At 40.4% G+C, this 22,480-nt stretch carries 19 protein-coding genes and 1 pseudogene; 9 read left to right on the plus strand and 11 right to left on the minus strand.

Translation table 11 applies throughout. The features are described from left to right. Positions 1-307: 307 nt before the first annotated feature. From fis to CBE70_RS15015, 7 genes and pseudogenes are all read right to left on the minus strand, one after another. On the minus strand, positions 308-604 hold the full coding sequence (fis, locus tag CBE70_RS14985) for a DNA-binding transcriptional regulator Fis (protein WP_004245342.1): 297 nt from the start codon (positions 602-604) through the stop codon (positions 308-310). A 20-nt stretch (positions 605-624) separates the two neighbouring features. Further along, positions 625-1,596, minus strand: coding sequence for a tRNA dihydrouridine synthase DusB (gene dusB, locus CBE70_RS14990; RefSeq protein WP_072063792.1), 972 nt, complete (start codon positions 1,594-1,596; stop codon positions 625-627). A gap of 321 nt (positions 1,597-1,917) precedes the next feature. Further along, entirely contained in the window at positions 1,918-2,799 is an 882-nt protein-coding gene (gene prmA / locus CBE70_RS14995) for a 50S ribosomal protein L11 methyltransferase (RefSeq protein WP_100159958.1), read from the minus strand. A gap of 23 nt (positions 2,800-2,822) precedes the next feature. After that, entirely contained in the window at positions 2,823-4,268 is a 1,446-nt protein-coding gene (panF, locus tag CBE70_RS15000; protein ID WP_100160017.1) for a sodium/pantothenate symporter, read from the minus strand. Continuing rightward, a complete protein-coding gene (locus CBE70_RS15005) occupies positions 4,258-4,506 on the minus strand; it encodes a YhdT family protein (RefSeq protein ID WP_023582900.1) in 249 nt (82 codons plus the stop codon). The genes panF and CBE70_RS15005 overlap by 11 nt, the downstream gene beginning before the upstream one ends. Positions 4,507-4,838: 332 nt before the next feature. Next, positions 4,839-6,041: a MalY/PatB family protein gene (locus tag CBE70_RS15010; RefSeq protein WP_100159959.1), complete on the minus strand. Its 1,203-nt coding sequence runs from the start codon at positions 6,039-6,041 to the stop codon at positions 4,839-4,841. 28 nt (positions 6,042-6,069) lie between these two features. Continuing rightward, positions 6,070-6,873: pseudogene (locus CBE70_RS15015) on the minus strand (hypothetical protein); the annotation flags it as partial. Here CBE70_RS15015 and CBE70_RS18715 point away from each other — a divergent pair. Beyond that, positions 6,812-7,051, plus strand: a complete 240-nt coding sequence (locus CBE70_RS18715) for an Lrp/AsnC ligand binding domain-containing protein (RefSeq protein ID WP_198585731.1) — start codon at positions 6,812-6,814, stop codon at positions 7,049-7,051. The pseudogene CBE70_RS15015 and the gene CBE70_RS18715 overlap by 62 nt on opposite strands. Before the next feature lie 73 nt (positions 7,052-7,124). On the opposite strand, the gene accC is transcribed toward CBE70_RS18715, so the two are convergent. From accC to acuI, 4 genes are all read right to left on the minus strand, one after another. Then, positions 7,125-8,474: an acetyl-CoA carboxylase biotin carboxylase subunit gene (accC, locus tag CBE70_RS15025; RefSeq protein ID WP_088493822.1), complete on the minus strand. Its 1,350-nt coding sequence runs from the start codon at positions 8,472-8,474 to the stop codon at positions 7,125-7,127. Positions 8,475-8,486: 12 nt separating this feature from the next. Then, positions 8,487-8,957, minus strand: coding sequence for an acetyl-CoA carboxylase biotin carboxyl carrier protein (gene accB, locus CBE70_RS15030; protein WP_023582895.1), 471 nt, complete (start codon positions 8,955-8,957; stop codon positions 8,487-8,489). A 33-nt stretch (positions 8,958-8,990) separates the two neighbouring features. Beyond that, positions 8,991-9,434: a type II 3-dehydroquinate dehydratase gene (gene aroQ, locus CBE70_RS15035; protein ID WP_006535378.1), complete on the minus strand. Its 444-nt coding sequence runs from the start codon at positions 9,432-9,434 to the stop codon at positions 8,991-8,993. Positions 9,435-9,864: 430 nt separating this feature from the next. Beyond that, positions 9,865-10,839 carry an acrylyl-CoA reductase (NADPH) gene (gene acuI / locus CBE70_RS15040; RefSeq protein ID WP_100159961.1) on the minus strand — a complete coding sequence of 325 codons (975 nt, stop codon included), beginning with the start codon at positions 10,837-10,839 and terminating at the stop codon, positions 9,865-9,867. Positions 10,840-11,527: 688 nt separating this feature from the next. Between acuI and mreB the strand changes: the two genes are divergently transcribed. From mreB to tldD, 8 genes are all read left to right on the plus strand, one after another. Then, the gene (gene mreB / locus CBE70_RS15045; RefSeq protein ID WP_023582893.1) at positions 11,528-12,571 is read left to right on the plus strand and encodes a rod shape-determining protein MreB; all 1,044 of its coding nucleotides are present in this window, start codon (positions 11,528-11,530) and stop codon (positions 12,569-12,571) included. Between the two features lie 91 nt (positions 12,572-12,662). Further along, the gene (gene mreC, locus CBE70_RS15050; protein ID WP_100159962.1) at positions 12,663-13,715 is read left to right on the plus strand and encodes a rod shape-determining protein MreC; all 1,053 of its coding nucleotides are present in this window, start codon (positions 12,663-12,665) and stop codon (positions 13,713-13,715) included. Positions 13,716-13,720: 5 nt separating this feature from the next. Next, complete coding sequence (gene mreD / locus CBE70_RS15055; RefSeq protein ID WP_100159963.1) at positions 13,721-14,209, plus strand: rod shape-determining protein MreD; 489 nt, start codon at positions 13,721-13,723, stop codon at positions 14,207-14,209. A gap of 52 nt (positions 14,210-14,261) precedes the next feature. Beyond that, positions 14,262-14,849 carry a Maf family protein gene (locus CBE70_RS15060; RefSeq protein ID WP_100159964.1) on the plus strand — a complete coding sequence of 196 codons (588 nt, stop codon included), beginning with the start codon at positions 14,262-14,264 and terminating at the stop codon, positions 14,847-14,849. Further along, complete coding sequence (rng, locus tag CBE70_RS15065; protein ID WP_100159965.1) at positions 14,846-16,315, plus strand: ribonuclease G; 1,470 nt, start codon at positions 14,846-14,848, stop codon at positions 16,313-16,315. The genes CBE70_RS15060 and rng overlap by 4 nt, the downstream gene beginning before the upstream one ends. A gap of 45 nt (positions 16,316-16,360) precedes the next feature. Beyond that, positions 16,361-20,161: an AsmA2 domain-containing protein YhdP gene (gene yhdP, locus CBE70_RS15070; RefSeq protein WP_100159966.1), complete on the plus strand. Its 3,801-nt coding sequence runs from the start codon at positions 16,361-16,363 to the stop codon at positions 20,159-20,161. Next, entirely contained in the window at positions 20,158-21,018 is an 861-nt protein-coding gene (gene nit1, locus CBE70_RS15075; RefSeq protein ID WP_100159967.1) for a deaminated glutathione amidase, read from the plus strand. The genes yhdP and nit1 overlap by 4 nt, the downstream gene beginning before the upstream one ends. Continuing rightward, positions 21,015-22,460, plus strand: coding sequence for a metalloprotease TldD (tldD, locus tag CBE70_RS15080; RefSeq protein ID WP_100159968.1), 1,446 nt, complete (start codon positions 21,015-21,017; stop codon positions 22,458-22,460). Before nit1 ends, tldD begins: the two co-directional genes overlap by 4 nt. Positions 22,461-22,480: the final 20 nt, after the last annotated feature.

The following is a 22,480-nucleotide window of genomic DNA, read 5'->3' on the forward strand; positions in this document are numbered from 1 at the left end:
AGTTCATTATCTTTTTTTTACGTTTAGTTATTCTCATTTGTGTAATTTCTTATTGTGGGTATCTTCTATCCTACATTAAGAGGTTTGAGGAAAGTATGCCTCAATAAACTATTAGGGCTTGTTTTGCTATTCAAACAAGGGGTGGTAGAGAAGGGAGATCTACATACTTACGGTTTGTATCTATCTTATAAAGTGTTTGTGTGGCTGTTCGGATTTCTATGTATAAACAATTGTATAAACATAAACAAAAAAGCACTCCTTGAAAAACAAGAAGTGCCTTTTAAAACAGCCTGTTAACTGACTAGGATCAGTTCATGCCGTATTTTTTCAGTTTCTTACGCAGTGTGCCGCGGTTAATGCCCATCATTTGCGCTGCACGCGTTTGGTTGCCACGGGTGTACTGCATTACCATGTCCAACAATGGCTGTTCAACTTCAGCCAATACTAGCTCATATAAGTCATTAACATCTTGACCATTTAATTGAGCAAAATAGTTCTTCAGTGCTTGTTTAACTGAGTCACGTAAAGGTTTTTGGGTCACCTGATCTTGTGAATTTACGGTGGCAACTGTTAGTACGTCTGAATTTACGCGTTGTTCGAACATAGTTCTGTCAGCTCTTTTATTTATTTACGCAAAAAATTTTCGAAATATGCTTCCAACGCCTCCAGCTGTTCGCTGGCATCCTCTATGGCGTTGAAGGAGCGCCGAAACTGGTCATCAGGGGCATGTTCCTTGAGATACCAAGAGACATGCTTGCGTGCAATGCGAGTTCCTTTGCCTTGACCGTAAAAGTCGTGCAACTCACGCACATGCTTTTGCATTATTTGTTGTACCTCTGCAATCGGCAGAGGGGGCAACAGTTCACCTGTGTCCAGATAGTGCTGGATTTCCCGAAAGATCCAGGGTCTTCCCTGAGCAGCGCGACCGATCATCAAAGCATCGGCTCCAGTGTAGTCTAATACTGCTCTGGCTTTTAGCGGGTCTGTTATGTCTCCATTCGCAATAATGGGAATAGAAACATTCTGCTTAACTGTCCGAATACTGTCGTATTCGGCTTCCCCTTTGAACAAACACTCGCGTGTACGCCCATGAATAGTGAGAGCCTGAATACCACAACGTTCAGCCAATTTGGCAATCTCTACACAGTTACGTTCATCAGGTGACCAGCCAGTACGGATCTTGAGAGTAACAGGAACATCTACCGCGTTAACCACAGCAGAGAGGATCTCTGCGACAAGGTCGGGATGACGAAGTAGTGCTGAACCCGCTAGCTTTTTATTCACCTTTTTTGCAGGGCAACCCATGTTAATGTCGATAATTTGAGCGCCACTATCTGCGTTTATTTTCGCAGCGGCCGCCATATCAACGGGATCACTTCCTGCAATTTGTACGGAGCGGATCCCCAATTCATCACTATGTACCATTCGTAACCGAGACTTGTCTGTCTGCCAAACCTGAGGATTGGAAGAAAGCATTTCAGAAACTGTCATACCCGCACCCATATCATAGCAAAGCGACCGAAAAGGTCGGTCTGTAACGCCAGCCATGGGAGCCGCGATAAGGCAATTTTTTAACTGATACTGTCCGATTCGCATAGATGAAAAGAGGGCCAAACTGTGACTGCAAGGGCGCGTATATTACGCATTTTTTGCCAGATATGAAAGGACAAAGTTTAACCAAATTGCGAAAAAAAGTTACTTTTTTATACTTGATTTTTTATGAATTGATTATTTAATTAATAAAAACATAATGTTGCGTATTTTTAAAAAATTAAAAATTGATGATATAGAATTGATAAACAAGTGGAACTAAGTAGAGTTTATCAGGCAAAAATGTGATTAATGCCTGATAAACAATAATTAAGTGAAATTTTAACGTAATGAGATTATCTCATTTTGGTTAATATTTGTTCGGTGTTATTTTTTTACACCGGTAATACGGCACCACTCTTCTTTTTCGGCAACAGGATCTAAGTTAAATAGTCCTTCATAGGCAGCTACTACACCTTCTGCTTGTGTCGCTAACACACCAGAAAGGCCTAGGTGTCCACCTTGACGCGGCAGTGTACTGATAACAGGTGCAAGTTCACGCAATGGACCTGCTAAAATATTAGCGACGACAACATCAGCACTGAGATTATCAGGCTGGTCTTTTGCAAGATACAGTGTGAGCGCGTCAGAAACGCCATTACGTTGTGCATTATCACGGCTTGCTTGAATGGCTTGGGGATCGATATCAATGCCAATCGCTTTTGCTGCACCCAGTTTTAATGCCGCAATAGCTAAAATGCCAGAACCACAACCGAAGTCGATAACCGTTTTACCCGCTAAATCTAAACCATCAAGCCACTGAAGGCACAATGAGGTAGTAGGGTGGGTACCTGTACCAAACGCAAGTCCAGGGTCTAGCATGACGTTCACGGCGTTAGGATCAGGCACTTCACGCCAGCTTGGGCAAATCCATAAACGCTCTCCGAAACGCATCGGGTGGAAGTTATCCATCCATTCACGTTCCCAATCTTTATCTTCAAGTTGTTCAACTTTGTGCAGGAAGCCTTGACCGAGTAATGGCGTATTTTCTAACATCGCCACAACGATTTTCATGTCAGTTTCTGCATCATATAAACCGATAACGTCAGTATCACCCCAAAGACGAGTTTCACCCGGTAAAGGTTCAAAAATAGGGGTATCGTGACTATCTTGGAAAGTCACTGAAACGGCACCGCTTTCAACCAATTCATCACCAATAGCTTCTGCATTAGTGGCGGTTGCATTAAGTCTTAATTGTATCCAAGGCATAATTAGTCTCTTTAAAAACGAATTCACTGTAATGATGCTGATTGAGGCAGAGTATGCTCTCCAAATCGATTAGCCACAAGAAACGCGACTAAGCTCAATAACAGTGATGGAACAATGGGGTGAAATCCAGCTATCTGGATATTAAATGTCGCAAGGGTGGCATAGAGTGTGGCACCTGTGATCATGCCCGCAATAGCACCATAACGGTTAGCTTTTTCCCAATAAAGCCCTAGAACTAAAGGCCATAAGAAAACAGCTTGTAGGCCACCAAAAGCAAGTAAGTTAAGCCAAATAATCATTGATGGTGGGTTCCATGCTGCAAATAGCAGTAACACACCTAAAATTAAAGACGAAAGGCTCGATAAACGAGAGATACGTTTCTCATTAGTTATCGCATGCGGGGCGATATTGAGATAGAGATCTTTGACCAAAGTTGCTGACGACTGTAACAGTTGTGCATTTATTGTAGACATAATGGCAGCCATAGGTGCCGCAAGGAAAATACCTGCTGCAATAGGCGGTAATACTTCAACCATTAATGTTGGAATAACTTGATCAGGAACGGTCAGATCAGGAATGATCGCCCGACCTAATGCGCCAGCAAAGTGCATACCAAACATCAATAATGACATCACGATTGTGCCAATAATGATCCCTTTATGCATAGCTTTGCTGTCTTTGTAAGAGATGCAACGTACCGCAGTATGTGGCAAACCAATAACACCAAAACAGACAAGTACCCAGAATGATGCCATAAACGGGCCACTTAAAATCCCATCAGCCCCTTGAGGAGAGGTTAATGCAGGATCGATGGTATTGAGTTTTTGTATCGCAACATCTAATCCGCCTGCTTTATAGATAATGGCAAACAGGAGAATAAATGTACCAAGCAGCATCACCAAACCTTGTAAAGCATCGTTTAATACGCTGGCTCTAAACCCGCCAATGGCAGTATACAGCGCAATGGAGATCCCAAAGATCAGCAAACCGAATTCATAAGGAATGCCTGCTGCGGTTTCTAATAAGCGAGCTCCACCAATAAATTGCACTGTCATTGCGCCGACAAAAGCGACTAACAGGCTTAAACTGGCAAACCAGACTAAGAAACGGCTTTTGTAACGAGCATAGAGCATGTCGTTTAAGGTAACAGCATTATAACGACGCGCTAAAATAGCAAATTTTTTCCCTAGAACACCCAGAGAGAGCCAAATAGCAGGAAGTTGGATCATCGAAAGTAATACCCAACCAATACCGTATTTATAGGCAGCGCCCGGCCCGCCAATAAAGGAACTTGCACTGACATAAGTTGCAGTGATAGTCATGGCGAGTACGAAGCCACCCATTGAGCGGTTACCCAGAAAATATTCGTTAAGAAACTCGCCTTTTTCGCGCTTACGATAAGCATAAGCCGACAGCAGAAAGACCAGCAGAAGGTAGCCAATCAGTGGCACTATGACCTCAGTTTGCATCGTCATGCTCATCTCCTAACGGCATATCTTTGAAAAAGTAGCGCACCATCAGATAGCACAACAGAAAAAACAAAACAGGTAAGAATAAGCATGAAAGCTCAAACCAAAGAGGTAAACCAGTAATGCCTAGTGTGTTATCAGGTAAATAGGCGGTAATTAACCAACCCAACAAATACATAAAAGTTAAAATTAGGGCCCAAAGGGCTTCTTTGTGGGCCTGAACAAAACGTTTGTCCATCTGTTCTCCCAATCTTAATAGGGTTAAAAATGAATGGGAGGATTGTACGGGAAAGTGAGTATTGATTCAGTGAAAATTAATCACAAAGTCATGAGGGAATATTAAAAATAGATTATCTTATTGTTTTAAAAGGATTAGTATTAAATTTCTATTTAATAGAATAATAAAAATAGAGATAGGTTTGGATATTAATCAAGAAATGAAATGCCGAAATAATCGTCATAAATAGGGTGTTTAAGACAATAGAAATAGGAAAAAAGAAGAGCATACACTGAAATAAATTGATCAAATGTAGTGCTCTTCTTTGTTTTACTCATCTCATAAATTAAAAACTAAAGGGCATTTTTTATTCTTTCTAAGCCTTCTTTGATAATGGCACGAGGGCAAGCAAGATTAATACGAATATAGTTATCTCCATTACTCACAAACATATTTCCACCTTCTAATAAAATGCCTGTTTTATTAGCAAAATAGAGTGAAAGTTGTTGGTTATCGACATCGTTAGGTAAGTAATCTGCCAAATTAATCCATGCTAAATAGGTCGAATCAGGTATTTTAAAATTTGCTTTTGGAAAATGAGTCTGGGTAAATTCTTGTACTAATTTAAAATTATCATCGAGATAGTTTCTTAGTGCTTTTAACCATTCATCACATTGAGAATAAGCAGCTTTTGTTGCAACTAAACTTAATGGCGAAATAAAGTCATCATAAAGGCGGAGCCACTCTTTTTTTACTTCTTCATTCTTAATAAAGATATGAGACATCAGATTACCTGCAAGATTAAATGTCTTACTAGGCGCCATACAGGTTACAATTTTCTCATAATCAGGGAAGAGTTTATCAATAGGTGTATGTGTAACGCCATTACGTAATAAATCACAATGTATTTCATCTGATATCATCCAAATATCATTTTCAACACAGAGTTTCCCCATCTTAATTAGCTCTTCATCTGTCCACACTTTACCTGTTGGATTTTGAGGGTTACATAAAATAAAGAGCTTAATATTAAGTGAGTTATCTTTGATTTTGCGTTCCATATCGGCAAAATCAACAGCATATTCACCGTCTTTTTCTAATAAATCAGAATAGATCACTTGGCGAGAATTATAATCTCCCGCTTGCTTAAATGGCGTATAAGAAGGTGTTTGAATAAGGATGCTTTCATCTTCTTTTATTAATAAAGGTACTAGGCGATTTAATGCAGGAATAATGCCCGGTGATAATACGATTTCACGGGGATCAATTTCCCAATCATAATGTCTTTGGCACCAATCTTTAAATATCTGATAATACTCTTCATCATACACTTTGGTATAACCTAATATTTTTCTATCAAGACGTGCTTTAATGGCATCAAGGACTTCAGGCGGAGTAGAGAAGTCCATATCTGCTACCCACATTCTAATAAATTCATTATCAGCAAAGGCAAATTGCGCATTTTTATCTGCTTTAAAAATATACTGTCGCCAACCATCATAATTTAAAGCATCAGTATCTTTTCTATCTATAATTTCGTCAAAGTTATATTTCATAGTTAAACCTTTAATACATCTAATTTAATTAAATAAATTTTAAGAAAGGGGAAATACAAAGCAGGATGCCCGTAAAGATAATTAAATACAGTGATCCACCTTTATAACGGTGCAATGAAGGTACTTTGTAAACTAAATAAGCAGGAATAAGACACCCCACAATCCCGAAAATAGGGCTACATATTGAAGTGAACATTAATACTGGAAGATTAAGAACAATCGCGCACCATGCAATAACCACAGTGAAAATGACAATACAGAGTGAGAGAATTTTCTGATTAATTTTTTCTGCAGGAATAATACGAGTAAGGGCATTCATGACTAAGCCTTGTACTGCTTCTTTAAAGCCTAGATAAACGCCAAAGAATGCAGTCATTAACGCAAAGATATTGAGCGCAACGCCAACGGGTGTCACGTATTTAGCCGCATCGCCTTCAATAAATTGTGCCGCAATCGCCAGTGCAGAAATATTTTGCTCATAAGCTTTAACCGCTTCATCATGTCCAATGGCAAAGGTAAAAGAAACGGCATAAAAGAAGACAACACAAAATAGTGTACCGAAAGAGATGTTCATGGCTCTTAAAGCTTTGTAGCGAGCGACTTCAATCGATTTATTTTTAGCACGATAAGAAATTACCATCGGGCTAAGGGATTGAATAAAGAGTATAGAAGTGAGCGTAAAAGGTAAGGTAATAATAGTGTTTTTAATTAATAGACTAAAAGGCGGGAAGGTATCGATATTTTTCGACAGATCCCACATGCTGATCATCATGACACCTAACGCAAATACAACCAATAATTTAGATAACACCATAAAGCTTGAGATTTTAAATTCTTGTCATAATATCTCAGGGCGATATGACTATATGTTGCAACTGGTCGTTAAAGATATGGAAGATTTTCACAACGTTTCAATGATGAAAGTGCGTGCAATTGGCAATATCAAAGAGATGAACACCAGTTTTAGTATTCGAGAAATAAAACCTTTTAAAGGATTTCCCATTAAATAAATATCTATCAGAAAATCAGCAATAAAAAAGGCATAGTAAATAAACTATGCCTTTTCTTGTTAAGCGAGAAAGATTATTTCTCAGCTAAACCTAAACGTTTTTCAAGGTAGTGAATGTTTGTACCACCTTTTTGGAAATTCTCATCATTCATAATGAACTGGTGCAGTTCAATATTGGTTTTAATACCATCAATGATAAGTTCCGCCAACGCATTTTTCATGCGAGAGATCGCGATTTCGCGTGTTTCACCGTAAGTGATCAATTTACCAATCATTGAATCATAGTGAGGTGGAACAGTATAACCTGCGTAAATATGCGATTCCCAACGCACGCCAAATCCACCCGGTGAGTGGAAACGAGTAATTGTACCCGGACTTGGCATGAAGGTTTTTGGATCTTCTGCGTTGATACGACATTCAATTGCATGACCATGAACGTTAACTTGATCTTGCGTTACTGATAAAGGTAAGCCAGATGCAATGCGTAACTGTTCTTTGATTAAGTCGATGCCAGTGATCATTTCTGTTACTGGATGTTCAACCTGAATACGGGTGTTCATCTCAATAAAGTAGAATTCACCATTTTCATACAGGAATTCGAATGTACCTGCACCACGATAGCCGATTTCAATACATGCGTTCGCACAGCGTTCGCCAATATTTTTACGGATTTCAGGGGTAATACCCGGTGCTGGTGCTTCTTCAACTACTTTTTGGTGACGGCGTTGCATTGAGCAATCACGTTCAGCCAAATAGATTGCATTACCTTGACCATCAGCCATTACTTGAATTTCAACATGGCGTGGGTTTTCAAGGTATTTTTCCATGTATACCATGTCGTTGCTAAATGCCGCTTTTGCTTCTGCACGCGTCATTGTAATGGATTGCTCTAGATCTTTTTCAGAACGAACAACACGCATACCGCGTCCACCACCGCCACCAGAGGCTTTGATGATAACTGGGTAGCCAATACGTTTAGCAATTTCAATATTTTTCGCAGTGTCGTTACCTAAAGGACCGTCTGATCCTGGTACGCAAGGAACACCTGCTTTTTTCATCGCTTCAATAGCAGAAACTTTATCACCCATTAGGCGGATGGTTTCAGCTTTTGGGCCGATAAAAATAAAGCCGGAGCGTTCAACTTGCTCTGCGAAATCAGCATTTTCAGACAGGAAACCGTATCCTGGATGAATGGCTTGTGCGCCACTGATCTCGGCCGCTGCAATAATTGCAGGGATATTTAGGTAACTTTTTGCTGAAGCAGCGGGACCAATACAGATAGTCTCGTCTGCCAGCAGAACGTGTTTTAAATCACGGTCTGCCGTGGAGTGAACAGCAACTGCTTTGATCCCAAGCTCTTTACATGCTCTTAGGATACGCAGTGCAATCTCACCACGGTTGGCAATGAGGATTTTTTCTAGCATGGACCTGCCTCGTTATTCGATAACAAAGAGTGGAGCGTCAAACTCAACGTTGTCGCCATCTTGGCAAAGGATAGATTTAACAACACCCGCTTTGTCAGATTCAATCTGGTTCATCATTTTCATTGCTTCAACGATGCACAGAGTATCGCCTACATTGACTTGCTGACCGACTTCAACAAATTTCTTGGCTTCAGGGCTTGGTGAGCGGTAGAACGTTCCGACCATTGGTGAACGAACAACGTGACCGCTGATTTCTTGCGTTGGTGTAGCCGCTGGTGTTTCTGGCGCTACAGGCGCAACTGCATTTGCCAATGCAGGTTGAGGTGCCACTGGTGCCGCAAAATATTGCTGAGGAGCCATTTGACCCTGAAGACCAGAGTTACGACTAATACGTACTGACTCTTCACCTTCAGAGATTTCCAGTTCAGAAATGCCAGACTCTTCGACTAGCTCGATCAGTTTTTTAATTTTACGAATATCCATGAGTTGATTCCGTACTCTTTTTGATGTTTTTTATTAAGACAAGCGGCTGACCGCTGCCTGTAAAGCAAACCGATAACCTTCTGCACCTAATCCACAGATTACGCCTGTTGCGATATCAGAGAGATATGAATGGTGACGGAAAGGCTCCCGACTGTAGACATTGGACAGGTGAATTTCAATAAATGGAATGTTCACCCCTAATAATGCATCACGCAGTGCAACACTGGTATGCGTGAAAGCCGCAGGATTGATTAATATATAATCGACATTACCCCGAGCTGCATGAATTTTATTTATCAGCTCAAATTCAGCGTTAGACTGAAAATGACTGAGTTTCACATTTAATGCCTGAGCATCTGCTGACAAACTTTGAACGATATCATCCAGAGTTAAGTGTCCGTAGGTTTCCGGCTCTCTTGTTCCAAGCAGGTTTAGATTCGGACCATTCAGGAGCAAAATATGAAAATTTTCCGACATTATGCTTCTATCTCCGTCAATTCGTCAACGAAATGACAAAATAACCTGTGCTTTTCGTTTTGTCATCTTTTATTGCATCTAATGCTACGATACATATCACAAAGTCCGACATTATAGACATTTCACAGAAGATAACAGCAAAATACTGGTCTAATCAGGGAATGAAGGGTTTATTTTGATGAAAAGTGAAAAGTTTTTACAAGATTGTAAATGCGATAAAGCAAAATAAACAGGTGCTTAAAAAATAATCATAACACCACGTTATTTATTGATGTCACTGGAAATCTGAACTTCTTTGAGATCAATCATCAATATATATCATAAATGTGATCTGAATCACAATTCAATGTCCATTTCACACACAAAGAAGCTTATTCTGGCACTAAATAAGGTGAATTAATGCCAGAAATAAGCGGATAAAAACGAAGAATTAGAGTTTTACTAAGGTTCTGCCTGTCACTTGATTATCCATAATCATCTGAGCATAACGAGGAACTTCATCAAGTGTAATTTCTGTTGTCGCTTGCTGATAGAACGTTTCTGGTAGTAATTTTAATAAACGTTGCCAAACCTGAGCGCGTTTTTCTGCTGGGTAATAAACAGAATCGACACCTTGTAAGCGAACATTACGTAAAATAAAAGGCATGACGGTTGTTGGCAAAGAGAAACCGCCGGCTAATCCACAAGCTGCTACAGTGCCGTTATAATTTGTCTGTGACAGAATATTGGCAAGGATTTGCCCACCTACGGTATCAATTGCACCCGCCCAGCGTTGTTTATCTAAAGCTCTGCCCGCAGGTTCAAACTCTTCACGAGTGATAATATTTTTGGCACCGAGTTTGCGTAAATAGTCATGGTTACTCGCTCTGCCACTTAATGCGGTAACTTGATAGCCTAATGCTGTTAGCAAACTAATGGCGGTACTTCCAACACCACCGCTGGCTCCAGTAACTAAAATATCACCACTTTCAGGTGTGATACCGCCTTGTTCTAATGCCATCACACAAAGCATAGCAGTAAAACCCGCGGTCCCAATTATCATGGCATTTTTTAAAGAGAGTCCTTCTGGCACGACGGTTAACCAATCACCTTTTACACCTGCCTTTTGTGCAAGGCCACCCCAGTGATTTTCACCTACCCCCCAGCCAGTTAATAAGACATGTTGACCAATGTGGAAACGAGGATCTTCGGTGTGATGAACAACACCCGAAAAATCGATACCCGGTACCATTGGGAATTGACGCAGTATTTTTCCTTTGCCTGTGATAGCGAGTCCGTCTTTATAGTTAAGCGTTGAGTAATGAATGTCGACAATAACCTCATGAATAGGCAGTGTTTTTTCATCAATGTCTTGTACGTTGGTACTGAGTTTGTTGTCATTTTGTTCTACTAATAATGCTTTCATTTTGACCCCTCATCGATTTCTATTTGTGTCATGATAGGTGATTTTTTAGATCTCGTCGTGATTGTGCACAATATCTATTGTAATAATGAGACAAATAATCCTTTTTTAGTGTATAAACGGGGGTTCTACGTTTATTGGTGCAGAGATTATTCTGAGTTTTATCTCTTGGTAATTAGATAACACCGTTAATGGTTTACGATTGGATAAAAATTAGCATTTCTCTTTATTGCTCGAAATAAAGATAATGCGTTGCCTGAGAAGTATTCGAGGTGGGTACGTTGGTCGTTATCTCAGTCAAATTTTGCCGGTGAAATACCATTTAATATCAATAGAATAATTGTGCTTATTTAAATGAATAAATTTTATTTGAACTTGCAATGAGACTTTTGAGTCACAGTTTGGCAACGAAGTGAGATTTTTCTTTATTGATATGAGCGTTGTTTGTATTGTTACATAAGCTAAATATGAATGGCGTAGGATCGAAATTATGCGTTAATCGTTCTAATTAGCCCATTTTTATGCAGTTTTTTTCTGCTCCAATTGGGAAAAGTAACGTAGAATATTGTGCCTTTAAGATTATTTACGTGTCCACTTTAATCTAAGTAGTGAATCGCGCCTTGTCGCTGCTTATTGTGGTTGATAGAGTAGACGGATTTCTCCGTCCCGGCTTGCAGGATTATCCTTTCGTATGTTTAAAAAATTTCGTGGCATGTTTTCCAACGATTTGTCTATTGACTTGGGTACCGCCAATACCCTTATTTATGTCAAAGGACAGGGTATTGTTCTCGATGAACCCTCCGTTGTCGCTATTCGTCAAGATCGCGCTGGCACATCAAAAAGTGTTGCTGCTGTAGGGCATGAAGCCAAACAGATGTTAGGGCGTACACCTGGGAATATCGCTGCTATCCGTCCAATGAAAGACGGTGTGATTGCTGATTTTTATGTAACCGAAAAAATGCTTCAGCACTTCATAAAACAGGTTCATAACAATAGCTTTATGCGTCCAAGCCCTCGTGTATTAGTTTGTGTACCAGTTGGCGCCACTCAAGTAGAACGCAGAGCTATCCGTGAATCAGCATTAAGTGCGGGCGCTCGCGAAGTGTTCTTAATTGAAGAACCTATGTCTGCGGCAATCGGTGCAGGCTTACCTGTTTCTGAAGCAACAGGCTCAATGGTGGTCGATATTGGTGGTGGTACAACAGAAGTTGCCGTGATTTCATTAAACGGTGTAGTTTACTCTTCTTCTGTTCGTATCGGTGGTGACCGTTTTGATGAAGCTATCATTAACTATGTGCGCCGTAACTACGGCTCACTGATTGGTGAAGCAACTGCAGAACGTATCAAACACGATATCGGTTCGGCTTATCCTTCTGATGAAGTCAATGAGATTGAAGTTCGTGGTCGTAACCTTGCAGAAGGTGTGCCTCGTAGCTTTACTTTAAACTCTAATGAAATTCTTGAAGCTTTGCAGGAACCATTAACAGGTATCGTCAGTGCTGTTATGGTTGCATTAGAGCAATGCCCACCAGAATTAGCTTCTGATATTTCAGAGCGCGGCATGGTATTAACCGGTGGTGGTGCGTTATTACGCAACCTAGACCGTTTATTAATGGAAGAGACAGGTATTCCTGTGATTGTTGCTGAAGATCCACTGACTTGTGTTGCTCGTGGCGGTGGTAAAGCATTAGAAATGATCGATATGCACGGTGGCGATCTGTTTAGCGAAGATTGAGATTAATTCTAACAAGGGAGAATGGATTCCCCCTTGGTGAGAATATTAACGCCTGTTCTTTTACTTCTCCGTGTGAGTGATCTTAGAGTTTATGAAGCCAATTTTTAGTCGGGGCCCTTCCCTGCAACTAAGATTAATAATCGCCGTGGTTGTCGCTATCTCTTTATTGATTGCCGATAACCGTATTGGTGCATTTTCTAAAGTCCGCCAGTATCTTGATACTGCTGTTAGTCCCTTCTATTTTCTTGCAAATGGCCCACGCCGTTTCCTTGATCAAATTTCAGAAACATTTGCCACGCGTGAGCGTTTACAATTTGAGAATCAAGCATTAAGAAAAGAGTTGTTAGTTCGTAGCGGAGAAAGCCAATTACTGGAGCAATTTAAGCAAGAGAATGCCCGTTTACGAGAATTACTTGGTTCACCACTGCGCCAAAATGAACAAATGACAGTAACGCAAGTACTGTCTGGTAATAGTACGCCTTATCGAGATCAAGTGGTTATTGATAAAGGAACCAACGATGGCGTCTATGAAGGGCAACCTGTTATTAGTGATAAAGGTGTTGTAGGACAAGTTATTGCCGTAAGTGAGCTTACGAGTCGTGTACTGTTAATATGTGACACTTCTCATGCATTACCTGTACAAGTTTTACGTAACGATATTCGTGTTATAGCTTCTGGTGCCGGCTGTGCCGATGATTTACTGTTAGAAGCTTTACCAGCCAATATTGATATTCGTGTAGGCGATGTTTTAGTGACATCAGGATTGGGGGGGCGTTTCCCAGAAGGGTATCCTGTTGGTGTGGTATCTTCAGTTAAAGTGGATAATCAACGGGCTTATTCCGTAATTAATGTTCGACCTTCAGCTGAGCTACAACGTTTACGCTATTTGCTTTTATTATGGAATGCATCAGATAAAATGGGAGAACCTCCTCTGCCTTCAGAGGTTTATCACGCGGCTAATGAGCGTTTAATGCAACTGATGCCTCAAGTTTTACCTAATTATGAACAAGCAGGGCCACCACTTCCTCGTTCTATGTCTCAAGAGCCGTTAGACAGTTCGACGGAAGGTACTAACGGAACCACGCCACCAGCAACAACGCCTGCTGCAACAAATACACCTGCTAATACAAATAGAAGTAGGTAGACACGATGAATCCATATCAAAGTCGTGGGCGTTGGGTTGTTTGGCTCTCTTTTCTTGTCGCATTAGTTTTACAAATTATGCCGTGGCCAGAACAGTTAGAGGTGTATCGACCTATTTGGCCGATGTTATTTCTTATTTATTGGATAACAGCCATTCCTCATCGTGTCAGTGTCGGAACCGCGTTTGTCTTAGGTATGATTATGGATCTAGTCCAAGGAACTACCTTAGGTGTCAATGCATTGGCCTATACTTTAGTGAGTTATGTTATCGCCTTTAAATATCAGCTTTTTTGTAATTTAGCGTTATGGCAACAAGCCTTAGTGGTGATGTTAAGTGTTGTCGTTGTTGATCTCGCTGTATTTTGGGCAGAATTTTTACTTTCACCTGTGACTTTTCACCCACAAGTATTCTGGAATAGCCCAGTCAGTGGTATTCTTTGGCCATGGCTTTATTTTTTACTTCGCAAAATCCGTCACCAGTTTTTAGTTCACTAAGTTATTGGATCATGGCGGTCACTTTTGCGTTACCGTCATGAGGACATTATTTGTGACCACACTTTACCTTGCTTCCAGCTCACCAAGAAGACGTGAACTTCTCGCGTTATTAGATGTTGAATTTAGTATTATCACACCAGCAATTGATGAAATTTGGCAACAAGGTGAAAAGCCAGAAGAGTATGTTCTTCGTTTGGCAAAAGAAAAATCACAAGAAGGTGTAAGACAAGCTCCTCATGATTATCCCGTTTTGGGCTCTGATACTATTGTGGTTCATGATGGTCATATTCTTGAAAAACCTCATGATAAAACCCATGCCGCGCAAATCCTACGTTCACTCTCAGGCGCAACACATCAAGTGATGACAGCAATTGCTATCTCTAATAGAACACACACATTGAGTCAATTAGTCATCACACACGTCACTTTTAGAGAGATGACAGAGAGTGAGATTAGCGCGTATATTGAGTCAGGGGAGCCAATGGATAAAGCTGGCGCTTACGGTATTCAAGGAAAGGGAGGCCGTTTTGTTCAACGGATTGAGGGGAGTTATCATGCTGTTGTCGGATTGCCTCTTGTTGAAACCGAAGCATTGATAGCTCAATTTTCGTCTCTAGCTAATGAGAAGGAGATTTCATGACAGCTGAGTTATTAGTGAATGTGACGCCATCTGAAACTCGTGTTGCCTATATTCGCGGAGGCATACTTCAAGAAATTCATGTCGAAAGAGAAGCTAAACGAGGTATCGTCGGAAACATCTACAAAGGTCGGGTAAGTCGTGTATTACCCGGGATGCAAGCTGCATTTATTGACATCGGGCTGGATAAAGCCGCTTTTCTACATGCTTCTGATATTATGCCTCACACTGAATGTATTGCGGGTGAAGAGCAGAAAAAATTTAATGTTCGTGATATTGCGCAACTGGTGCATCAAGGACAAGACTTAATTGTACAAGTGGTTAAAGATCCTTTAGGAACAAAAGGTGCTCGCCTTACCACCGATATTACATTGCCTTCTCGCTATTTAGTGTTTATGCCTGGTGCGTCTCATGTAGGCGTTTCTCAGCGAATTGACAGTGAAGAAGAGCGTGAGCGCTTAAAGCAACTCGTTGAAGAATATTGCGATGAAAATGGCGGTTTTATTATTCGTACCGCTGCCGAAGGTGTTGGCGAAAACGAAATTAAGCAAGATGCCGCTTTTCTTAAACGCCTATGGAATAAAATCATTGAGCGTAAGAAAAGAAATAAAACCCGCATTCAAATTTATGGCGAATTAGCTTTAGCACAGCGTATTTTACGTGATTTTGCAGGTTCTGAATTAGATAGCATACGAGTTGATTCTAAATTGACCTACAATCAACTACAGGAATTTATTGGTGAATATATTCCTGAATTAACCGCTAAACTTGAATTACACCAAGGTAATCAGCCTATTTTTGATCTCTATGGTGTAGAAAGTGAAATTCAACGGGCTTTAGAGCGCAAAGTTGAATTGAAATCAGGCGGTTATCTGATTATCGATCAAACAGAAGCAATGACCACTATTGATATCAATACAGGGGCATTTGTTGGTCATCGAAATTTAGAAGAAACTATTTTTAATACTAATATTGAAGCAAGCCAAGCCATTGCCCGTCAATTACGGTTACGTAATTTAGGCGGTATCATCATCATTGACTTTATTGATATGAATAATGATGAACATAAACGCAGAGTATTGGCATCACTTGAGCAAGCACTAAGTAAAGATAGAGTGAAAACAACGATTAATGGCTTCTCTCAACTTGGCTTAGTCGAAATGACACGTAAAAGAACGCGGGAAAGCCTTGAACATGTGCTTTGTGATGACTGCCCAACTTGCCAAGGGCGAGGTACGGTAAAATCAGTTGAAACAGTTTGTTATGAGATTTTACGTGAAATAGTGCGTGTGCATAAAACGATTGATGCAGATCGCTTCTTAGTTTACGCCTCCTCAGTAGTTGCAGAAGCATTAAAAGGCGATGAATCACATGCATTAGCAGAGGTTGAAATTTTTGTCGGTAAACAAGTGAAAGTGCAAACTGAGCTACTCTATAGTCAGGAGCAATTTGATGTGGTGATGATGTAATGGATTCGCCTTCCTAATGAATATGATGGCAGAAAGGAGACAAAAATGAAGCGGTTGCCTAAATACCTGTTAGTGATAACAGTTTTTTGCCTCATCGTTTTTGCCTTGGTATTAAGCGGATTTCGCTACTTTCTGCCACGCTTAGATAGTTATCGCCCTGAAATAGAATCGTATCTAACGAAGCAACTCAATAGCCCTGTCTCAATGACAAAGATCATGGGAGAGTGGCAGAATTTTGGCCCTGATATTCAAGTGGAAGGGCTGAATATTGCCAATAAAGATGTGAACGTTACGGCAGAAAAAGTCACTTTTTCTTTTGACGTATGGCGTTCATTATTCGCTTTTCGCCTTCATTTTCGTGAACTGACCTTTGAACAGTTATATGTTAATTACCATAGTCCTATTTTTACTGGGCAAAGTGGGGATATAACGTTAACTGAACCTGATGATATCTCTTCAATTTTCCTTGAACAGTTTGATCGTTTTAAACTGATTGAAAGCCGTTTTGTTTTTTTAACCCCTTCAGGAGATACCAGTACATTACATGTGCCTGAATTGATGTGGTTAAATCAGAAAAATCGTCACCGTGCTCAAGGTGAAGTCACTCTTGATACACCAATTAATCATTATGGAGGTTTAAAGGTACGCCTTGATCTCTATACCACAGAGAATGGTTTGATCGATAACGGTAAAGTATTTCTTACCGCAGATGACATTGATATCTCACCTTGGCTTAGTCAGTGGGTAAAAAATAATAGTGGCGTAGGTGAAGCCAAAGCGAGTTTGTCTAACTGGATTGAAATTACTCAAGGGCGTATTACTGGAAGTCAGTTGCAAATTCATCAAGGTGAAATGGACTGGAGTAGTGATGGAACCTCGCACGTATTAAATGTTGAAGACTTAATATTACGTATGAGAAGGCAAGAAAATGGTTGGCTTGCGGATATTCCTTATACTCGAAAAATTACTATGGATGGTGAAGAGTGGCCCGATGGCTATTTAGCGGTGCTTTATCAACCAAAAGAAAAACAGCATGATGAAGCATGGCGCATTCGTGCCAAAAATATTGAGCTAGATAGGTTATATGCTGTATTGCCACTATTCTCTTTTTTAACACCCGATTTTGTTCGTCAATGGCAGTATCGCCAATTTTCTGGTGTGGTTAATGATTTTGCATTGGATCTCACACCTGAACACTTTGAGCAAAGTGCAATTAATCTCTCTTGGGAAAATGTAGGTTGGAAGCGTTGGCAAGAGATCCCTTCAGTACAACATTTCAGTGGGCAATTAAAAGGCAGTATGCAACGCGGTGAACTTAATTTCACCCTAGCAAACAGTGAAATAGATACTGGAAAATTGTTTAAAGCACCGTTGAATATTGAAAAAGGGAAAGGCGCGGTTTATTGGACTCATTCTGGGGATGACTTATCTCTTTGGAGTGAAGGATTAGATATTCAAGCTACATCAGCATGGGTAGCGGGTGATTTTCGTTATGAGAAACAAGGTGAAGATCAGCGGCTTTCTATACTCTCAGGTGTCAGAGTCACAAATGCAGGAGATGCATGGCGTTATCTGCCAGAAGAGTATGTGGGTAAAGAGTTAACACAATATCTCTCAGATGCGATTATTGCGGGTAATATCGATAATGGAACCTTTATTTTCCATGGTGACCCTGCCGATTTTCCTTTTGATAATCACAAAGGGTGGTTCCAAGTTTATGCCCCTGTTAAACACGCAACCTTTAAATTTGATAGTGAATGGCCTGCATTATTTAATCTGGATATTAATCTAGATTTTAAAAATGATGGTTTATGGATGTCTTCTGCACAAGCGAAAGTGGGTAAAGCAACAGCCACGAATTTAAGTGCAGTGATTGAAAGTTATCGACAAGAAAAGATCTTAATTAATGCGGATATTCAAGCCACAGGTGACGAGCTGAAAGAGTATTTCTTAGATTCCCAAATGGCGAGTATTGGTCATACACTTGAAGAGCTTAAAGTCGCAGGAAAAATTGACGGTACATTGAAATTAGATATTCCCTTTGGTGGTGAAGATGTGATTGCTTCTGGTGATATTAATTTAAAAAACAATGATGTCACATTGAATTTTATGGATACCACCTTAAAGGGCGTTAGCGGACAATTTCGTTATCACAATGACAAACTTGAGAGTGATACATTAACGGCTAATTGGTTTGGGCAGCCTCTCGCGTTCTCATTTACAAGTCACAATGATACGGATAATTATCAAGTTGATGTCGGCTTAAAAGGCCAATGGGATATTCAAAAAATTCAAGGTTTACCTAGCGATATTCAACAGAAATTTAGTGGCGTATTCCCATGGAATGGCAACGTTAATGTTAAGATCCCCGAAAAAGGTGATGTTGATTATCAAGTCGATTTAACCGGGAATATCAATGCATTAATCAGTAAGTTAACAGCGCCTGAAACACAAGACTTAAAAAATTCACCGCCTATTGTGATTTCTGCAAAGGGTAACAGTGAAACCTTAACCGTGAATGCCAGTGCTGAAAAACAGTGGAAACTTAATAGCCAGTGGGCATTAGGAAAACAGTTACGTTTGTTACAAGGCAATGTTGTTTCTTCTTCTATTAAATTACCAGAATTGAGCTCACAACAACGTTTAACTATCGCTCTTAAAGGATTAGAGGGTGATAAATGGTTGCCGACATTAATGGCTTTTTCATCTTTAACGCCATCTGAAAATAAAGTTACTTTTCCTGATAATGTGCATATCAGTTTGCCTAATTTAAATTTTGCAGGGCAAAAATGGAATAATCCTCAAACTGAAATTATGCGTGTTAGTGAAGGTGTAAAATTTGCATTTTCAGGAAGTGAATTACGAGGTGATGTGTTTATTCCTGAAGCATCGACACCTTGGCAAGTGAATATTCATTATCTCTATTTTAATGGTGCCTCTTCTGCCCAAGAAGACAAACCACTAAAAATGGCAAATGTTTCTGATCCTAAGGCATTGAAATTTTCCGTAAAAAACATTCCTTCTATTGATTTTGAGTGTCGAGAATGTTGGGTAAATGGTCTGCTTTTAGGGCAAATTCAAGGATCATTAAAGCAAAATAATGGCGCATTACTTTTAACGGGCGGTAAATTAGAAAATAGTAGTGGTGAATTGTCGGTTAATGGTGTGTGGTCTGAAGATAATGCAGGTAATAATACGACAAAGTTAACGGGGAAATTAAAAGCCGAAGAAGTTGATGAAATGGCCGCTTATTTCGGTTTTATTATCCCGATTATTCAATCCCCACTTGCTACCGATTTCTCGTTACAATGGCGAGATACGCCGTGGAATTTTGATCTTGCAACGTTAAATGGTGATATTAAATCTGTTTTAGGTAAAGGGCGGATAGAAAAAGTGAATGTCGGACAAGCGGGCAAGTTACTTCGCCTTGTGAGTTTCGATGCACTTTTACGTAAATTACAGTTTGATTTTAGAGATACTTTCAGCGAGCATTTTGAATATGACTCGATTAAGAGTGAAATTACGATCAATCAAGGTATTATGAATGCTGATAGTGTCAGAGTTGATGGTGTTATTGCCGATATTGCAATAAGTGGGAAAGTTGATTTACTTGAACGTAAAATGGACCTACAAGTTGTGGTAACGCCAGAGATTTCAGCAACAGTCGGTGTTGCTACTGCATTCGCTATAAACCCAATTGCAGGCGCCGCAGTGTTTGCGGCATCAAAGGTTCTGGGGCCACTTTGGAGTAAGATTTCAGTTATCCGTTATCATGTGACCGGAACAATGGAACAACCCAAAATTGACGAAGTACTGCGTCAGCTTAAGGAGAATCAGGCGTTATGAAAAAAGTTAATGTCGCACTTTTGCAACTTTGTAGCGGTAAAAACACAAAAAATAATCTGGCGCAAATTGAGCAACAGATTAAGCAATTACCCGATTCAGTGAAGCTTGTATTAACACCTGAAAATGCGTTACTTTTTTCAAACTCAAAAGATTACCATAAACACGCTGAAATTCAGGGTGATGGACCTTTACAAAATGCTATCGCTAAAATGGCTCAGCGTTATAACGTATGGATCTTAGTTGGTTCTATGCCATTGATTAGTCGAGACTCCCCAGACCAAATTACCAGCAGTAGTTTGGTGTTTGATGATGAAGGTGTTATTCGTGCGCGTTATGACAAAATCCATATGTTTGATGTCAGTATTGATGATGAGCAAGGCGAATATAATGAATCTTCTATTTATCAACGAGGCGAGCGCCTAACAGTCGTTGATACTCCAGTTGGGAAATTAGGTTTAACAATCTGTTATGACTTACGCTTCCCTGGTATTTTCCAAGCATTAAGAGAAAAAGGGGCAGAGATAATCTCTGTACCAGCGGCTTTTACCCGTTTAACAGGAAAAGCGCACTGGGAGCCTTTATTACGTGCTCGTGCTATTGAGAATCAGTGTATTATCTTAGCGCCAGCACAAGTGGGTACACATGATACGCGCCGAACTTGGGGTCATACCATGGCGATTGATGGCTGGGGGAAGGTCTTGAAAAAGAACCCTGATGCTGTTAGCGCTCTAACGCTGAATATTGGTGTCGAAAGTCTACACGGTATGCGTGAACAGATACGGGTTGTAAAACATAACCGCTTTCGCCCGAAACTGACCCACTTAATCAAAAAAGTTAAGGATAAAGAAGAATTATGAGTTTAGCTGTTGTCAGCGAAAGTCTGTTGGAAGCAAACAAACTTAGTTTAGATGATTTAGCATCAACACTAGAGCAGCTTGCACAGCGTCAAATTGATTATGGTGATCTTTATTTTCAGTCAAGTTATCACGAGGCTTGGATCCTCGACGATCAGATTATTAAAGATGGCTCTTACAATATTGATCAAGGTGTTGGCGTTAGAGCAATTTACGGTGAAAAAACCGGCTTTGCTTATGCAGACCAATTAACGCTTAATGCACTTAACCAAAGTGCTCATGCTGCACGAAGTATTGTTCAGGCTCAAGGTAATGGTCGTATCCATACTTTAGATGCTATTCAACATTCTCCGCTATACAGCTTAAACGATCCTCTGCAAAGCCTCTCTCGTGAAGAGAAAATTGCGCTATTGCATGAGGTAGATAAAGCCGCTCGAGCTGAAGATAAACGCGTTAAACAAGTTAATGCGTCATTAACGGGTGTTTATGAGCATGTGCTTGTTGCTGCAACCGATGGCACGTTAGCCGCCGATGTGCGTCCTTTAGTTCGTCTTTCAGTGAGTGTGCTGGTGGAAGAAGATGGCAAACGTGAGCGTGGCGCAAGTGGTGGCGGCGGCCGTTTTGGTTATGACTATTTCTTAACTAAAGTGGATGGTGAAAGCCATGCAATCACTTATGCCCGTGAAGCAGTACGTATGGCATTAGTGAATTTATCAGCGATTGCAGCACCCGCTGGAACAATGCCTGTGGTATTGGGCGCGGGATGGCCGGGTGTGTTATTGCATGAAGCTGTCGGTCATGGTTTAGAAGGTGATTTTAACCGTCGTGAAACCTCTGTATTTTCAGGTCGCATTGGTGAGAAAGTCACTTCTGAGCTTTGTACGATTGTTGATGATGGTACTCTCGAAGGTCGCCGTGGCTCTGTTGCTATTGACGATGAAGGTGTACCTGGGCAATACAATGTCTTAATCGAAAACGGCATCTTAAAAGGCTATATGCAAGATAAGATGAATGCACGTTTAATGGGTGTTGCACCAACAGGAAATGGTCGTCGTGAGTCTTATGCACATCTTCCTATGCCTCGTATGACAAATACCTATATGTTAGCAGGCAAATCTTCACCAGAAGAGATTATTGCCAGCGTTGATCGCGGTATTTACGCGCCAAACTTTGGTGGTGGTCAGGTTGATATCACATCGGGCAAATTTGTTTTCTCAACCTCAGAAGCTTATTTAATCGAGAATGGAAAAATAACAAAACCAATTAAAGGGGCAACTCTGATTGGTTCAGGTATTGAAGCCATGCAACAGGTTTCTATGGTAGGCAATGATCTCGCTTTAGATAAAGGGGTTGGCGTTTGTGGTAAAGAAGGACAAAGCCTCCCTGTTGGTGTGGGTCAACCAACGTTGAAACTTGATAAGATCACTGTGGGCGGTACTGCTTAATTTTTGTGATAGTTATTTAT

The sequence above is a fragment of the Proteus columbae genome (genome assembly GCF_002777965.1).
GTDB lineage: Bacteria > Pseudomonadota > Gammaproteobacteria > Enterobacterales > Enterobacteriaceae > Proteus > Proteus columbae.

Excerpts from the sequence above, each read along its gene's own strand:
- fis (WP_004245342.1), bottom strand. The coding sequence starts at position 604 with ATGTTCGAACAACGCGTAAATTCAGACGTACTAACAGTTGCCACCGTA.
- dusB (WP_072063792.1), bottom strand. The coding sequence starts at position 1,596 with ATGCGAATCGGACAGTATCAGTTAAAAAATTGCCTTATCGCGGCTCCC.
- prmA (WP_100159958.1), bottom strand. The coding sequence starts at position 2,799 with ATGCCTTGGATACAATTAAGACTTAATGCAACCGCCACTAATGCAGAA.
- panF (WP_100160017.1), bottom strand. The coding sequence starts at position 4,268 with ATGCAAACTGAGGTCATAGTGCCACTGATTGGCTACCTTCTGCTGGTC.
- CBE70_RS15005 (WP_023582900.1), bottom strand. The coding sequence starts at position 4,506 with ATGGACAAACGTTTTGTTCAGGCCCACAAAGAAGCCCTTTGGGCCCTA.
- CBE70_RS15010 (WP_100159959.1), bottom strand. The coding sequence starts at position 6,041 with ATGAAATATAACTTTGACGAAATTATAGATAGAAAAGATACTGATGCT.
- CBE70_RS18715 (WP_198585731.1), top strand. The coding sequence starts at position 6,812 with ATGACACCTAACGCAAATACAACCAATAATTTAGATAACACCATAAAG.
- accC (WP_088493822.1), bottom strand. The coding sequence starts at position 8,474 with ATGCTAGAAAAAATCCTCATTGCCAACCGTGGTGAGATTGCACTGCGT.
- accB (WP_023582895.1), bottom strand. The coding sequence starts at position 8,957 with ATGGATATTCGTAAAATTAAAAAACTGATCGAGCTAGTCGAAGAGTCT.
- aroQ (WP_006535378.1), bottom strand. The coding sequence starts at position 9,434 with ATGTCGGAAAATTTTCATATTTTGCTCCTGAATGGTCCGAATCTAAAC.
- acuI (WP_100159961.1), bottom strand. The coding sequence starts at position 10,839 with ATGAAAGCATTATTAGTAGAACAAAATGACAACAAACTCAGTACCAAC.
- mreB (WP_023582893.1), top strand. The coding sequence starts at position 11,528 with ATGTTTAAAAAATTTCGTGGCATGTTTTCCAACGATTTGTCTATTGAC.
- mreC (WP_100159962.1), top strand. The coding sequence starts at position 12,663 with ATGAAGCCAATTTTTAGTCGGGGCCCTTCCCTGCAACTAAGATTAATA.
- mreD (WP_100159963.1), top strand. The coding sequence starts at position 13,721 with ATGAATCCATATCAAAGTCGTGGGCGTTGGGTTGTTTGGCTCTCTTTT.
- rng (WP_100159965.1), top strand. The coding sequence starts at position 14,846 with ATGACAGCTGAGTTATTAGTGAATGTGACGCCATCTGAAACTCGTGTT.
- yhdP (WP_100159966.1), top strand. The coding sequence starts at position 16,361 with ATGAAGCGGTTGCCTAAATACCTGTTAGTGATAACAGTTTTTTGCCTC.
- nit1 (WP_100159967.1), top strand. The coding sequence starts at position 20,158 with ATGAAAAAAGTTAATGTCGCACTTTTGCAACTTTGTAGCGGTAAAAAC.
- tldD (WP_100159968.1), top strand. The coding sequence starts at position 21,015 with ATGAGTTTAGCTGTTGTCAGCGAAAGTCTGTTGGAAGCAAACAAACTT.